The 14,228-nt window shown below is 56.9% G+C and carries 12 protein-coding genes; 8 read left to right on the top strand and 4 right to left on the bottom strand.

Annotation, left to right across the window (positions count from 1 at the left end; all coding sequences use genetic code 11):
• The first annotated feature begins 6 nt into the window (after positions 1 to 6).
• The gene (locus tag HB631_RS22510) at positions 7 to 738 is read left to right on the top strand and encodes an SDR family oxidoreductase (RefSeq protein ID WP_213993413.1); all 732 of its coding nucleotides are present in this window, start codon (positions 7 to 9) and stop codon (positions 736 to 738) included.
• Positions 739 to 766: 28 nt separating this feature from the next.
• On the opposite strand, the gene HB631_RS22505 is transcribed toward HB631_RS22510, so the two are convergent.
• Positions 767 to 1,747, bottom strand: coding sequence for an AMP-binding protein (locus tag HB631_RS22505; RefSeq protein ID WP_213993412.1), 981 nt, complete (start codon positions 1,745 to 1,747; stop codon positions 767 to 769).
• A gap of 422 nt (positions 1,748 to 2,169) precedes the next feature.
• Between HB631_RS22505 and metQ the strand changes: the two genes are divergently transcribed.
• Positions 2,170 to 2,985 carry a methionine ABC transporter substrate-binding lipoprotein MetQ gene (gene metQ, locus HB631_RS22500; protein ID WP_213993411.1) on the top strand — a complete coding sequence of 272 codons (816 nt, stop codon included), beginning with the start codon at positions 2,170 to 2,172 and terminating at the stop codon, positions 2,983 to 2,985.
• Positions 2,986 to 3,377: 392 nt separating this feature from the next.
• On the opposite strand, the gene HB631_RS22495 is transcribed toward metQ, so the two are convergent.
• Genes HB631_RS22495 through HB631_RS22485 form a run of 3 tightly spaced genes read right to left on the bottom strand, consistent with a single transcriptional unit; the run spans position 3,378 to position 5,961 of the window.
• Positions 3,378 to 4,196, bottom strand: a complete 819-nt coding sequence (locus HB631_RS22495; RefSeq protein WP_213993410.1) for a MetQ/NlpA family ABC transporter substrate-binding protein — start codon at positions 4,194 to 4,196, stop codon at positions 3,378 to 3,380.
• Positions 4,197 to 4,213: 17 nt separating this feature from the next.
• Positions 4,214 to 4,882 carry a methionine ABC transporter permease gene (locus HB631_RS22490; protein ID WP_213993409.1) on the bottom strand — a complete coding sequence of 223 codons (669 nt, stop codon included), beginning with the start codon at positions 4,880 to 4,882 and terminating at the stop codon, positions 4,214 to 4,216.
• Between the two features lie 53 nt (positions 4,883 to 4,935).
• Positions 4,936 to 5,961, bottom strand: coding sequence for a methionine ABC transporter ATP-binding protein (locus HB631_RS22485; protein WP_213993408.1), 1,026 nt, complete (start codon positions 5,959 to 5,961; stop codon positions 4,936 to 4,938).
• A gap of 532 nt (positions 5,962 to 6,493) precedes the next feature.
• Here HB631_RS22485 and HB631_RS22480 point away from each other — a divergent pair.
• The 6 genes from HB631_RS22480 to HB631_RS22455 are packed head-to-tail and all read left to right on the top strand — an operon-like array spanning position 6,494 to position 13,936.
• Positions 6,494 to 8,143 carry a TIGR04028 family ABC transporter substrate-binding protein gene (locus HB631_RS22480; RefSeq protein WP_213993407.1) on the top strand — a complete coding sequence of 550 codons (1,650 nt, stop codon included), beginning with the start codon at positions 6,494 to 6,496 and terminating at the stop codon, positions 8,141 to 8,143.
• Positions 8,144 to 8,154: 11 nt separating this feature from the next.
• A complete protein-coding gene (locus HB631_RS22475; protein ID WP_213993406.1) occupies positions 8,155 to 9,099 on the top strand; it encodes an ABC transporter permease in 945 nt (314 codons plus the stop codon).
• Positions 9,096 to 9,989 carry an ABC transporter permease gene (locus HB631_RS22470; RefSeq protein WP_213993405.1) on the top strand — a complete coding sequence of 298 codons (894 nt, stop codon included), beginning with the start codon at positions 9,096 to 9,098 and terminating at the stop codon, positions 9,987 to 9,989. The genes HB631_RS22475 and HB631_RS22470 overlap by 4 nt, the downstream gene beginning before the upstream one ends.
• Complete coding sequence (locus HB631_RS22465; RefSeq protein WP_213993404.1) at positions 9,986 to 11,650, top strand: ABC transporter ATP-binding protein; 1,665 nt, start codon at positions 9,986 to 9,988, stop codon at positions 11,648 to 11,650. Before HB631_RS22470 ends, HB631_RS22465 begins: the two co-directional genes overlap by 4 nt.
• Before the next feature lie 10 nt (positions 11,651 to 11,660).
• Positions 11,661 to 12,719, top strand: a complete 1,059-nt coding sequence (locus tag HB631_RS22460) for a putative FMN-dependent luciferase-like monooxygenase (RefSeq protein WP_213993403.1) — start codon at positions 11,661 to 11,663, stop codon at positions 12,717 to 12,719.
• Positions 12,716 to 13,936: an alkylhydroperoxidase domain protein gene (locus HB631_RS22455; RefSeq protein WP_213993402.1), complete on the top strand. Its 1,221-nt coding sequence runs from the start codon at positions 12,716 to 12,718 to the stop codon at positions 13,934 to 13,936. Before HB631_RS22460 ends, HB631_RS22455 begins: the two co-directional genes overlap by 4 nt.
• Positions 13,937 to 14,228 lie beyond the last annotated feature (292 nt).

Here is a 14,228-nt window from a genome sequence, read left to right as displayed (position 1 = left end):
ATCGCCATGAAAGTAGAAGGTAGCATTGCTTTGGTCACCGGGGCGAACCGGGGCCTCGGCAAAGCCTATACCCAGGCGCTGCTGGCGGCGGGCGCGGCAAAAGTTTATGCGGCGGCACGGGATCCCGACAGTATTGCCATCACCGACCCGCGGATTATCGCGCTAAAACTGGATGTGACTTCCCAGGGGGATGTCGTGGCCGCGGCGCGGCAGTGTCCGGATATCAATCTGCTTATCAATAATGCCGGCATTCTGCTGCAAAGTCCCATGCTGGCGGAAGGCGCCGAAGACGCCATGCGGCGGGAAATGGAAGTGAATGTTTACGGCGTGCTGCGGATGATCACCGCGTTCGCGCCGGTTTTGGCCGTTAACGGCGGCGGCGCCATCGTTAATATGCTGTCGGTGGTAAGCTGGTTTACCTCGCCGCTGAATGCCACTTACGGCGCCTCCAAGCATGCCGCGCTGGCGGTAACCGATGGGGCGCGAATCCAGCTGCATGACCAGGGAACGCAGGTTATCGGGGTTTACGCCGGATTTATCGATACCGATATGACCACCCATATCGACAGCGCCAAGGTCTCCCCTGAACAGGTGGCCGAACAGACGTTGGAAGGCATTCGGCAGGGGCGAAATCATGTGATGGCGGACAGGCGCGCCCTGGATGTCTGGCAAAGTATGAGGCAGGATCCCGCACGGGTGGAGGCCCAGATGTTGCAACTCTGGCAACAGCGGCCTTAAACAACGCGCTGCGGCCGATAGGGGATCTTTACCGTATTATTTGACGCTCCGTGCTTTCGGCAAGCATCAGCCGGGTTCCCGCATCGGTGCCGTCGCCATAAAGCAAATGCCGGGGCGGCCCGTATTGCAATACCCGCCGCATACTGTGCGCATTCACCGATTCCCCGCCCACCAGCAGATAATTCAACTGGCCGAAACACTCGGGACGGATGCTGGCGAGCAAATTGAACATGGCGGCAGGCGCGCGCAGGATGCTGATGGCAAATTCCCGCAGGGCCGTTTCAAACCGGAGGGGATCGTTAACCCAGCTGTCGGGCATGATGACCGTTGTCGCGCCGTTAAGCAGCGCACCCCAGATTTCAAACAGTGAGGCCACAGCGGTCATGGGAGCGATAGCCGCTACCCGATCATCTGGACTAAAACGCACATGCCGCGAGTCCAGGGCAAGATGAAAAATATCATGAGGGTAAATCCGGCTTGTTTTCTGAGTATCCGACCGATAAAACCGGTGGGTGGGCTGGGATATACCGTGGCGCAGGGGCACGAAATCCTGATCGTTGCCGTCCCCCACCGCGACTTGTTCAAAAATAATATAGCGGGTCGCCAATGCGCGTCGACGGGTGGCGGCATCGGTGATGGTCATTGAAACCAGCGAGTCCCGCAATACCCCATTCAGTTGATCGTCCGGCAAAAACGGATCCAGCGGCAGAATACAGCCGCCGGCCAGTAAAATCGCCACCTGGCAGGTAATATGCTCAATGCCGGGGGGCAGCAGGATCCCCACCGTGCTGGATGCGCCCACTCCCTCATGGCGCAGATAGGCCGCCAACGAGACGGCATCCCGCGCCAATTCGCCATAATGCAAAATCCGTTGTGGCGTGATAACGGCGGGACGGGCCTTGTTAAGCGCCGCCTTTTGCAAGAACAGTCCGCTCAGTGCCAAATCGTCGGGATAGGCTGGGAGGGTGGGTGAGTTAGTGCTCCGATTATACAGAGAAAGTTGTACCATGCTGATCACCTGGGGAATAGGCTACGGGTTAAAATGGGCTACTGGTTAAACAGTATGGTGGAAATAACATTACAATTGTATTAATTGATGTAAAAATTATATTTATGTGAAGTTAGTCGCTATGGCCGTAACATAAGCAACACAAATATTAATTTTTTTATACAAGTTGTGCGAAATCAAAATACCGGGCGGTTTTATTCTTCTCAAAGCAGGATCTCCAGGGGCTAAGAGGCCGGATACCGGGCCTGGGCAACCGATTGCGTCCCGCTCTAATATTAATCACGGCGATGACACAGTACTATTTGATATTAGTTAATGCACAATCGGTAATATATAAAGAATTTGATTTGCGGTACCCTGAACGTTAAGGATATATACTGCCCTGGGGCAAAATAAAATAATTTTTCCGGAGTTTTCTTATTATGCCATCACTATTAAATTGCCTGGCGCTGGCGGGCGTTATTGCCGTGTCTCTGGCATTAAACGCCTGCGATAAAGCCGATAAAGACGCCAACCATATTAAAGTCGGTGTTAGCGCGGGCATCGATCGGCCGTTATGGGACGCGGTGAAAAAAGTGGCCAAAGAGAAGTACAACCTGGACGTGGAAACCGTGACCTTCACCGACTATGTGTTGCCCAACGAGGCCCTGAATTCCGGCGATACGGATGCCAACGCATTCCAGCACGGCCCCTACCTGACGCAGCAGATCAAAGAGCACGGTTATAAACTCGCGGCGGTGGGCAAGACATTTGTTTATCCCATTGCCGGGTATTCACGCAAATACAAATCCGTAGACGAAATACCGGACGGCGCTCAGGTGGCCATTCCCAACGATCCCACTAATCTCGGGCGCTCGTTGTTGTTATTGCAAAAAACCGGTCTGATCTCGTTGAAAAACGGCACCGGTCTGCAACCCACCTCGCTGGATATCGTCAATAACCCCAAACATCTTAAAATTGTGGAAATTGAAGCGGCGCAGCTCCCGCGTACGCTGGACGACGGCAAGGTGGATTTGGCGATCATTAATACCAATTATTCCACACAAATCGGTTTATCTCCCCATAAAGACGGTTTGTTTATCGAGGATAAAGATTCGCCGTACGTTAATTTGATCGTGGCGAGGGATGATAATAAAGACAGCGCCAAGGTGAAAAATCTGGTTAAAGCCTACCAAACCGAGGAAGTGGCCGCGGCGGCGGATAAAATCTATCACGGCGACGCGGTAAAGGGCTGGTAAAAACGTTGCGTCGGTGTGTTCAAATGCCTGGTTTAAGCTTCCGTGCTGGCGGGCCGCGCTGAGGGGCATTCGGACGGGCGAAAACCACGCCCGCTTCGGCCCCATCAGCACGGTCTCCCTTTAACGGGTTCGTTGCACGTCCGATGATCGCGGGCCTACCGCGCTGAGGGGCATTCGGACGGGCGAAAACCACGCCCGCTTCGGCCCCATCAGCACGGTCTCCCTTTAACGGGTTCGTTGCACGTCCGATGATCGCGGGCCTACCGCGCTGTGGGGCGCTCGGTCGGGCAGAAAAACCATGCCCGATTCGACCCCATCAGCACGGTCTCCCTTTAACAGGCTCGGTTTCACCCTTGGTGATAGCGGGCCTGCCGTGCTGTGGGGCACTTAAGTTAACCATTGACCGGAATAACCGCGCCTTTATATTTCTGGCGGATAAAGTCCTGGATGGGTTTGGAATGCAAAACCTTCACCAACGCCTTGATATCCGGCTTGTTCTCATCACCCCGATGAACGGTGATAATATTGGCGTAAGGGTTATTTTTGCCGCTTTCAACCGCAATGGGATCCTTTATCGGGTTGAGGCCGGCATCGATGGCATAATTGGCGTTGATAACCACCGCATCCCCTTCATCATTCTTATACATCTGCGGCAACAGCGAGCCTTCAATATTCGGCAGGAATTGCAGGTGTTTCGGGTTATCGGTGATATCGGTTATCCGTGCGTCGACCTTGCTGACGCCCGGTTTCAGTTTGATCACCCCTTCCCGTTCGAAGATTGACAAAATACGTCCCTCTTCCGCCACCGAATCACGCATGATCACCTTGCCGTTTTGCGGCAAATCCTTCAGGCTTTTATAGCGTTTTGAATAGATGCCGATGGGCTCGATATGAATCGCCCCGGCGCTGACGAAGTCATAGTTTTTATCTCCGGCATGATCCTTGAGCACGCTATTAAGATAAGGCACATGCTGAAAATAGTTGGCATCAATGTCATGGTCGGCAAGAGCGGTGTTCGGCAGGATATAGTCTTGGAAAGGTTTTATCTCCAGGTCGATACCCTGTTTCGCCAGTATCGGTTTTGCCTGCTCAAGAATTTCAGCGTGGGGCACATTGGATGCGCCCACCCTGAGTGTATCCGCCCAGGCCGAAGCGGACAGGCTGAGGGCGGTAAGCGTAGCGGCGGCCAGCAGTGTGAAGGTTTTATTCATAGTTTATCCCGGTCTGTTTAACGTTTATCAAGCAGTGAGGTGATGACGTCGCCCAATAACTGAATGACGAACACGATGATCAAAATCATCAGTGTCGCCACCAGGGTGACGTCGTTGTGGTTACGCTGGAATCCTTCCAGATAGGCCAGATTTCCCAATCCGCCGGCGCCGATAACACCGGCCATGGCGCTGTAGCTCACCAGCGCAATCAGGGTGACGGTGATGCCGGAAACCAGGGCGGGTGACGACTCCGGCAGTAAAACCTGAAATATAAGTGTGCCGACGCGGGCGCCCATGGCGCGGGATGCTTCGATGACCCCTTTGTCCACTTCGCGCAGTCCTATTTCCACCAGCCGGGCGTAAAATGGCGCTGCGCCGACAATCAATGCGGGCAGAGCCGCGTTGGCGCCCAGAATGGTGCCAATAAGCACCTTGGTGAACGGGATCAGCAGCACGATCAAAATAATGAACGGGATGGAACGGAACACATTCACCACTGCCGAAATCACCTTATAGGCGGAGGGGTGGGGAAACAGGCCGCCGCGGGCGGTGAGGAACAGCGCCAATCCCAGCGCGATTCCCAGCGCAAAGGTGGCAATGCCCGACAGCGCGGTCATATAAAGGGTCTCCGCGGTGGCCGCCCATAATTGATCAAGCTGCAGATGTGGAAAGAAATGCTCAAGCATAGTGGGCCACCCCGATGGTGAAGCAATTGGGATACGCACGTGATAAAAGCCGTTCAGCCATGTTCAATCACCTCGGCGGTGATGTCATCTTGACGGAGATCCGCCAGAATATTGTCGAGCTGACCGGGTTCGATGACCGCATGAAGCCAGAGTTCGCCAAAGATACCATTGGCGGTTTGCGTAACATTACCGTGCAAGATGTTAAACGGCAGTCGATAGCGCAACGTCAACTCCCCCACCACCGGCTGCCTGACGCTCAGGCCGATAAACGTCAGCTTCAAGACCACGCCGGGCAGATTTTGCAACAGCTCCGGCGCTAAATCCGGCACCGGATCCCGGTATTGGCTAACCTGTTTGACAAATTGCCGGGTAATAGGCTGCTGCGGATGGGTGAAAACATTCAGGACCTCTCCCTCTTCAACCACCCGTCCGTTATCCATCACCGCCACCCGCCCGCAAATCTTGCGCACGACGTGCATTTCATGGGTAATAAGCACAATGGTGAGATTCAGCCGGCGGTTGATATCAAGCAATAAATCGAGAATGGCGTCGGTGGTCTGAGGATCCAAGGCCGAGGTGGCCTCGTCGCATAACAATACCGCCGGGTTGTTGGCCAGCGCCCGGGCAATGCCTACACGCTGCTTTTGTCCGCCGCTGAGCTGCGAGGGATAGGCATGTTCCCTTCCCTCTAACCCCACCAGAGCGATAAGTTCAGCCACCCGCAGGCGGATTTCGGCTTTAGGCGTGCCGGCAATCTGCATGGAAAAAGCAATATTTTCGCTGACGCTCCGGGACCACAGCAAATTAAAATGCTGGAAAATCATGCTGATTTTAAGCCGTGCCTGCCGTAGGCTCTCACCGCTGGCCCGGGCGATATCCTGTCCTGCGACTAAAACCGATCCGGCGCTGGGCTTTTCCAGGCCGTTGAGTAAACGGATGAGGGTGCTTTTCCCGGCCCCGCTATAGCCGATAATGCCGTAGATTTGGCCCCGCTCAACCCGCAGGCTCACATTATCGACGGCGACGATCGGTACATTATTATCTTTGAATATTTTAGAAACGTTCGTCAGAACGATCATAACCCGTCAATCCTTATGTGCCGCTGGATAATCCACGCCTTGCCAATTAATTATTATGATTATTTTAATTTCTAATTAACGAACTTTTATTTAACGAACTAATAATCCTCGGGATAATAGGGTAAGCCTATGGCGGGCTGAAGAAACGATATCTTATTAGATATACTTAATTCTTCTTATGCCATTGCCGGAAATGGTTAGCTAAAAATTTTCTATAAAAGCCCGTTATTTCATTTGATCTTTGGTCATTAAACATCCGTTACGTTGTGGGTAGAACGGTTGAGCGGAGAAGTGTCCGATGACGCCGATAAATAAATCTGGTGAACAATGATACATAGCATTTATGCTTTTTCCGGCACGACTAAGTTAAATATGAGCTTTAGGTTTGGCTTATGCCTTTTTTAATCTTGGATATTGAAATAAATTCTTTTTGCTTGACGTTTATTTGCCGGATATTGACCTCGATCATATTCCATCAGGTACTCTATTTATGGCCGCCACGACATCAAGCCACTACATCAAAGAAGCCATCATGAAAAATAAACATCGTTTGAGTTCAATCGGTCGCGGCCTGGCACGGGGGATGATTTTAGCCCTGGGGATGAATTCATTAAACGCCCTGGCGGTGGAAAACGCGCCGGTGAGAGGCGGCACCCTGATTTATCTTGAGCAACAGGCGCATACCAATCTTTATCCGCCGGCGGGAGGATTTTACCCGAACGGCGGTATTCTCAATCAGATTACCGATAAACTCACCTATCAAAACCCCAAGACCCTGGCCATTGAACCCTGGATTGCCGAATCCTGGACCAGCAACAGCGATAAAACCCAATACACGTTTAAACTCCGGCCCGGCGTGACGTTCTCGGACGGGAAGCCGCTGGACGCCGCCGCCGTGGCGAAGAATTTCGATACCTTCGGCCTGGGGAACAAACAACTGCATCTGCCGGTGTCCGAAGTCATTAATAATTACGATCACAGCGAGGTGATCGATCCCTTAACCGTCAAATTCTATTTTAAAAAATCCTCGCCGGGCTTTTTGCAGGGAACCTCCACCATCGGTTCGGGTTTAGTCTCGCCGGTCACCCTGGCACAGAATTTTGATGCCCTGGGGGATGCCCGGCATATCATCGGTTCAGGCCCCTTTGTGGTCAGCGGTGAAACCCTGGGCCGGGAAGTGGATTTGCGCGCGCGGGACGATTACCGCTGGGGACCGAAGAATCTGGTGCAGCAGGGCCGGCCCAATCTTGACGGCATCAAGTTCATTATCACGCCGGAAGACAGCGTGCGCATCGGGGCGCTGCTGGCCGGCCAGGCCGACTTTATCCGCCAGGTACAGGCCTATGATGAAAAACAGACTGAAGGACAACACTTCATTATCTATGCCGCGCCGACCCGCGGCGTCAACGACGGCATCTCATTCAGGCCGGATAACCCGCTGGTAGCCGATGTTCGGGTGCGCCAGGCGCTATTGCACGCCACCGATGCCGGTCAAATCGTCGACACGTTGTTTTCCCTTCACTACCCCCGGGCAACCTCGGTGATTGCCGCGCCGGCGGCGGGTTATATCAATTTGGCGGATAAATTGAAATACGATCCGCAGTTGGCCGGGCAGTTGCTGGATCAGGCGGGCTGGAAGCCGGGCGCCAATGGCATTCGCCAAAAAGACGGCCGCTCGCTGGTACTGTCGGTATATGAATCACCGCCGCAGCCGCAGAATAAAGAAGTGCTGCAATTGGTTTCACAGCAGTGGAGCAAAGTAGGGGCGCGGCTGAACATTCTGGCCGGCGATGCCGGCAGCAAAACCGCCGATAGCCTGGACCCGCTGAAAACACCGGCTAATGTGGTGGAAGTGGGACGGGCCGATCCGGATGTGATTAAAAGCCAATTTTATCCCACCAATCGCGACGCGCTGCTGCAAAAAGGCGGTTCGAGCAGCAAGGTACAGAACTTCAGCGACGATAAGCTGAATACTCTGCTGGTGGCGATTTCCGCCGAAGTGGATGGTCAAAAACGGTTGCAGTTGGCCGGCGAGGCGCAAAAGTACCTGCTGGACGAGGCGTACGTGATCCCGATATTTGAAGAGCCGCAGGTCTTTGCCGGCGCGCCCTATCTCCACGGCGTCAGCTTCGAGGCCGTGGGTCGGCCGGCATTTTACGGCGCCTGGCTGGACAAGCATTAAGGAGCGACGGTATGCAACGTTATCTGTACGGCCGCCTTGGGCAGGCGCTGCTGGTGCTCTGGGCGGCATTCACCCTCTCTTTTTTCCTGTTGCAGGTCTTGCCCGGCGACGCCATCCTGATCAAGTTCCAGAATCCGGATATGGGCCTCAGCCCGGCACAGATCGCCGACATGCGCGCGGTTTACGGCGCCGATGCGCCGTTGTGGCAACAATATCTGCATACCTGTGTGAATTTTTTGCGCGGCGATTTCGGTTATTCCGTTCAGACCGGGGTGCCGGTGGTGCAATTACTGGAGACCAATCTTCCCCCCACCCTGCGGTTGGCTGTCGCCGGATTTCTGCTGGCGACGGTATTGGCGGTAATAATGGCGTTGCTGGCCGGCCTGACTTCCGTCCCCTGGCTGAAAGGAGTACTGCATTCCCTGCCCTCGGTATTTATTTCCGTTCCTACCTTCTGGCTGGGCATTGTGTTGATTCAGCTATTTTCCTTTCGGCTGAAATGGGTGCCGGTAATAAATCCCGGGGAGTGGGTCGGCCTGATTTTGCCTATTGTTACCCTGGCGGTGCCGATTTGCGCGCCCCTGGCCCAAATCCTGATTCGCAGCATCGATGAAGTGCAAACCCTGCCGTTCGTAGCGGTGGCGCGGGCCAAGGGCGCCAGCCGCGGCGGCGTGCTCTGGCGGCACGTGGCCCGCAACGCGGTGCTACCGGCTCTCACCATCGCCGGCTTGCTATTTGGCGAACTGATCGCCGGCGCCCTGATAACCGAAACAGTGTTCGGCCTCAATGGCCTGGGCCAGTTGACCCAGCAGGCGGTAAACAATCAGGACGTGACGGTATTGCAGGCCATTGTGGTGATTTCCGCCACCGCCTTTGTCGCCGTGAATTTACTGGTGGACGTGTTTTACCCCCTGCTTGATCCCCGTCTTAAAACACCTGCCGGAGCCGCTGTATGAGCAGTCTGCCGCTAAACGCATCCACACCGGCGCCCTCGCCGCCAGCGTCTCCGCCGCCGGCCGTGGAGCCCACCCCCGGCGAACGCTCCCGTTTATTTCGCGGGCAACCCGGCCTGATTCTGTCCTGGCTGGTGATGGCGGTGGTGATCCTGTGGGCCGTCGCGCCGGGCTTGTTCACCTCTTACAGCGGCACCGACGGCATTGCCGGCGCGCAGCGGCTGGCGCCGGCCGCCGGCCACTGGCTCGGCACCGACCAGTTGGGCCGCGACCTGTATGCCCGCATCGTTTACGGCGCGGCCTGGTCATTATCCGGCGCGCTGGTGGCGGTGGCGCTCGGTCTGGCGGTCGGCACCGCGCTGGGAGTCATAGCCGGCGCGGCGGGGCGCGGAATCGACAGCCTGATCATGCGATTTATTGATGTCTTGCTGGCCATACCCGGGTTGTTGCTCTCCCTGAGCATCATTATTTTACTGGGTTTCGGTACCGTGCATGCGGCCATCGCCGTAGGCATAACCTCCATCGCCAACTTCTCCCGCCTGGCCCGGGCGGAAGTGGTCCGTGTGCGGCACAGCGAATATGTAGAAGCGGCCTACGGCAGCGGCGGCACCTTTGCCGCCGTGCTGTGGCGCCATATCCTTCCCAACTCCCTCACCTCGGTCATCGCGTTTTCCGCCCTGCAGTTCGGCAATGCCATCCTGGCCATTTCCACCCTGAGTTTCCTGGGCTACGGCACCCCGCCGCCCACGCCGGAATGGGGTTTATTGATTGCCGAGGGCCGGAATTACATTTCCACGGCCTGGTGGCTGACCACCTTCCCCGGTCTGGTGGTGGTGCTGGTGGTGCTTTCCGCCAATCGAATCAGCCACTCATTCGCCAGGAGCCGCCGATGAACCTGCTTTTAGCGCGATCCGACACGTTGATTCCTCAACGAGTACCGGTGCTGGAATTGCAAGATCTCTGTATTGCCTACCGCAGCGACGGCGAAAACCGGCGCGTGGTGCATGACGTCTCCTTTCGCCTCCATGCCGGTGAAGTGCTGGCGCTGGTGGGGGAGTCGGGCTCAGGCAAAACCACCACCGCCCAGGCCATTATCGGCCTTCTGGCGGAAAACGGCCGGCGGGAGCGGGGAGCAATCCGCCTGAATGGCGTCGACATCAGCCAATGGTCGCAACGCCGTCTCGATACGCTGCGCGGCGTGGGCATCAGCCTGATTCCGCAAGATCCCGCCAGTTCCCTCAACCCGGTTAAAACCATCGGCAGCCAGGTGGCGGAAATCCTGGATATTCACCGCCGCCTGCCCCGCCGTGAGCGGGATGCCAGAGTGATCGAACTGCTGACCCGGGTCGGCCTATCCTATCCGGAGCAACGGGTCGGCCAATATCCCCATGAGCTTTCAGGCGGGATGAAGCAGCGGGTGCTGATTGCCATTGCCGTCGCGCTACAGCCGGCGCTGATTATTGCCGACGAACCCACCAGCGCCCTGGATGTCACGGTGCAAAAACGGATCCTTGATCTCATTGATGAGCTGCGCCGTGAATACGGCACCGCGGTATTGCTGGTAACCCACGATCTGGCGGTGGCGGCCGAGCGGGCCGACCGGCTGCTGGTATTGCGGCACGGTCGGGTCCAGGAACAGGGCAAAACCAGCGAAGTGATGCGGGCACCGGCCAACGCCTACACCCGCCAGCTATTTGCCGATGCGCCGGCGCTATCCGCCATACCCCGCATCCCGCCGCATCAGCTATCGGCCGCGGCATCCATCATCCAGGTGGAGGCGGTGGTCAAAAACTTTCACCTGGGGGACGGCGAAGAGGTGCGGGCGGTGGACAGGGTATCCTTTGAGGTTGAACGGGGCACCACCCATGCCCTGGTGGGGGAATCCGGTTCGGGCAAGACCACCCTGGCACGCATCCTGCTTGGTTTTCAACGGCCCGATGCCGGCACGGTCCTGATTGACGGGATTAATATTACCCATCTCAAAGGGGAAGCCCTGCGGCGGTTCCGTCAAAAAATCCAGCTGGTCTACCAAAACCCGTTCGGCTCGCTCGATCCGTCCTATACCCTGTTTAAGATCATTGAGGAGCCATTGCGCAACTTTGCCCCCCTGGCCCCGGCGGAACGGCGGCGGCGAGTGGAAGAGATAGCCGACCGCGTCGCGCTGCCATTGGCGTTGCTGATCCGCCATCCCCGTGAACTGTCCGGCGGACAGCGGCAACGGGTGGCCATTGCCCGGGCCCTGGTGCTGCAACCGCAGATTCTGGTACTGGATGAAGCGACATCGGCGCTGGATGTGACCGTGCAGGGGCAGATCTTGAGGCTGTTGCAGCATTTGCAAACCGAGATGGGACTGACCTACGTCTTTATCTCCCATGACCTGGCCACCGTGCGTCAAATTTCCCGCAGCGTTTCGGTATTGTTTAAAGGCCGGCAGGTGGATTACGGTCCGATAGCCGACATATTCGTCAACCCCGGGACCGCCTATACCCGGGAATTGATCAACGCCATTCCCGGCCGGGGCGGACCTTTCCCCCCGGCACAACGGCTATATTGAGGACCGATGCATGACGGTTAAGCGTTTAGGTTTCTTCACCCGCTTGCTGGATAAAACCGATGCGCGCCAGCGCTACCAGCTGGCGGCGGAACAAATCATCCATGCCGAGGCGCAAGGGTTTGATAGCGCCTGGGTGGCCCAGCATCATTTCCATGAAGACGAAGGCGGCCTGCCGGCGCCCCTGGTGTTCCTGGCATATGTGGCGGCGCGGACCCGGCATATCCGCCTGGGAACCGGCGTCATTACCCTGCCGATGGAGCTGGCGCTGCGGGTGGCGGAGGATACGTCAGTACTGGACCTGCTGGCGGACGGCCGGCTGGAAGTCGGGCTCGGATCCGGCGGCACGCCCTCTTCTTTCCCGCCGTTCGGCCTGTTAAGCGCCGAACGCGCCGTCGCCTATGCCGCCAATCTTGCTATTCTGCGATCGACCTGGGGAGGCGACCTGTTAAGTGACGGCAGCAACCGTTTATATCCCCCTGCCCCGCAGCTGGCCCGCCGGGTGTGGCAGGCCACCTTCTCGGTAGACGGCGCCACCCGCGCCGGGGCCGCCGGCGACGGGCTGATGTTATCCCGCACTCAGCCGCGTCCCGCCGACGAGCTTGATTTACCGTTGGCGGACATTCAGAACCCCATTATCGATGCCTACCTGGATGCCCTGCCCGCGGGGGCGACGCCGCGCATCCTCGGGTCCCGCACCGCCTTTGTCACCGACGATCCCAAACAGGCCCGGCAATTGGCGAAAGCGGGACTCCGCCGCCAGGCGGAAAACGCCCGCGCCAACGGACAACCCATCGCCGGCGATACCCTGGATGATTTTATCGCCGCGTTTGATGTCCATCTCGGCAGCGCTGAGCAGGTACTGGCGTCCCTGCAACGGGACAGCGCCCTGGCGCGGGTCACCGACCTGGCGTTTCAAGTGCACTCCATCGAACCGCCCCATCCATATATCCTGCGATCCATCGAACTGATTGCCCGGCAGGTGGCGCCAGCTTTGGGATGGGTACGACAACGCCCCGCGACGACTTTGAATCCTCCCCACACCGACCCTTTACCCGAGGACATCCGATGACCCAGACCCCAACAGCGGCGGATCTGCTTGAAAGGCTTGCAGACATTCCGCCGGACTCGTCGCTGGCGGCGGCGCGCATTACCCGCGATGCGGCGACCCGGCATATTCAGGGCAGTTACCTGGCGCTATTCAACGCCGACGACGGCATTGACTTTAGCTTAACGGAGCGGCTGGCGGTAGCGCGTCAGGTGGCCGAGTGGCATGAAGACAACCGGTTGACGGCGCATTATGCCGGTCGCCTGGCGGATCCTTATCCGATTACGGCAGCAGGCGGTTCAAACGCCACCCCTGGACGCAACGGGCTGCCCACCCCCGAGACGAAACGTCATTCCGCAACGGGTCACGCCGGGGAACCCACCCCGGTTACCGGAGGATCCAGGCTGCAAAGCGCTTTACATCACGCCGAACGTCTCAGCAGCCATCCCTCAGCCGCCACGCCGGCGCATCTGGAAGAGTTACGCCGGGCGGGCTGGGGGTCGGATGCCATAGTGACCTTGTCCCAGTTGGTGGCCTATGTCAGTTTCCAGAGCCGATTGCTGAGAGGTTATCGTTTGATAGCCGGCCAGCCTGTGGACAATCCCCTGCCGCTGCCGGTGGGCGCCGCCGCCTGGCGAACCGCGGGCGTCACCCATGGCGGGCGCGCCGCCCCCCATGCTTTTACCCAACGGGAACTGGGCTGGGAACCCTGGATAGCCGCCAAACCGCTGACGGAATTCACGTTGCGGCAGCAGGCGACCCTTGAACACAACGGCCATGCCGATTCCGATTATTTCCGCCTGCTCGCCTGCAATCTGCCGGTACTGGAACAACGCACCCTCACCGATAAAGGCATCTTCTATACCGCCGGCGGCCTGGTGCGCAAAGAACGTGAACTGGCGGCGGCAGTGGCCAGCAAAATCAACGGCTGCATCTATTGCGCCTCGGTGCATGCCCGCAAAGCCGCACAATTATCCAAACAGCCGGATGACATCCAGCGCCTGCTGGATACACCGCCAGGCGGCATTCTGAGCACCGGCCAATCCCCCCGCTGGCAGGGAGAAATTGATTTTGCCGCAGCCCTCTCGGCCACCCCGGCCGCGGCAACACCGGAACATATCACCCGGCTGCGGCAAGAGGGGTTGACGGATTTGGAATTACTGGATCTGGTACAGGCCACCGCCTTTTTCGCCTGGGCCAACCGTTTGATGCTGACCTTGGGGGAACCCTTTGAAAAATAAATGCCCCAGCGATATCCATCGGCTGACCTTCTATTAGCGGTGACGGGCATGGAATCATCAGTAATTTCTAATCTGTAATCATGGATGAGTGATGAGGGTTTTGCGTTAGAGACATTCATCGGCGATTGAAAAATTATTCATTGCTGGATTTTATCTATATTAATGCCATTAAATTCTTAAGATATGTATGATATTTCCGGCCATCAACAAAAGATATTTAAAGGTTGAATATCATAGATTAAATGGTTATTAACCATAACGGAAAAATAATATCTTTGGGGTATCAAATTCG

Origin of the sequence: Sodalis sp. dw_96 (genome assembly GCF_018449575.1) — a bacterium.
Classification (GTDB): domain Bacteria; phylum Pseudomonadota; class Gammaproteobacteria; order Enterobacterales; family Enterobacteriaceae; genus Acerihabitans.
This window is presented reverse-complemented; position numbering and strand designations above follow the sequence as displayed.

Excerpts from the sequence above, each read along its gene's own strand:
- HB631_RS22510 (WP_213993413.1), top strand. The coding sequence starts at position 7 with ATGAAAGTAGAAGGTAGCATTGCTTTGGTCACCGGGGCGAACCGGGGC.
- HB631_RS22505 (WP_213993412.1), bottom strand. The coding sequence starts at position 1,747 with ATGGTACAACTTTCTCTGTATAATCGGAGCACTAACTCACCCACCCTC.
- metQ (WP_213993411.1), top strand. The coding sequence starts at position 2,170 with ATGCCATCACTATTAAATTGCCTGGCGCTGGCGGGCGTTATTGCCGTG.
- HB631_RS22495 (WP_213993410.1), bottom strand. The coding sequence starts at position 4,196 with ATGAATAAAACCTTCACACTGCTGGCCGCCGCTACGCTTACCGCCCTC.
- HB631_RS22490 (WP_213993409.1), bottom strand. The coding sequence starts at position 4,882 with ATGCTTGAGCATTTCTTTCCACATCTGCAGCTTGATCAATTATGGGCG.
- HB631_RS22485 (WP_213993408.1), bottom strand. The coding sequence starts at position 5,961 with ATGATCGTTCTGACGAACGTTTCTAAAATATTCAAAGATAATAATGTA.
- HB631_RS22480 (WP_213993407.1), top strand. The coding sequence starts at position 6,494 with ATGAAAAATAAACATCGTTTGAGTTCAATCGGTCGCGGCCTGGCACGG.
- HB631_RS22475 (WP_213993406.1), top strand. The coding sequence starts at position 8,155 with ATGCAACGTTATCTGTACGGCCGCCTTGGGCAGGCGCTGCTGGTGCTC.
- HB631_RS22470 (WP_213993405.1), top strand. The coding sequence starts at position 9,096 with ATGAGCAGTCTGCCGCTAAACGCATCCACACCGGCGCCCTCGCCGCCA.
- HB631_RS22465 (WP_213993404.1), top strand. The coding sequence starts at position 9,986 with ATGAACCTGCTTTTAGCGCGATCCGACACGTTGATTCCTCAACGAGTA.
- HB631_RS22460 (WP_213993403.1), top strand. The coding sequence starts at position 11,661 with ATGACGGTTAAGCGTTTAGGTTTCTTCACCCGCTTGCTGGATAAAACC.
- HB631_RS22455 (WP_213993402.1), top strand. The coding sequence starts at position 12,716 with ATGACCCAGACCCCAACAGCGGCGGATCTGCTTGAAAGGCTTGCAGAC.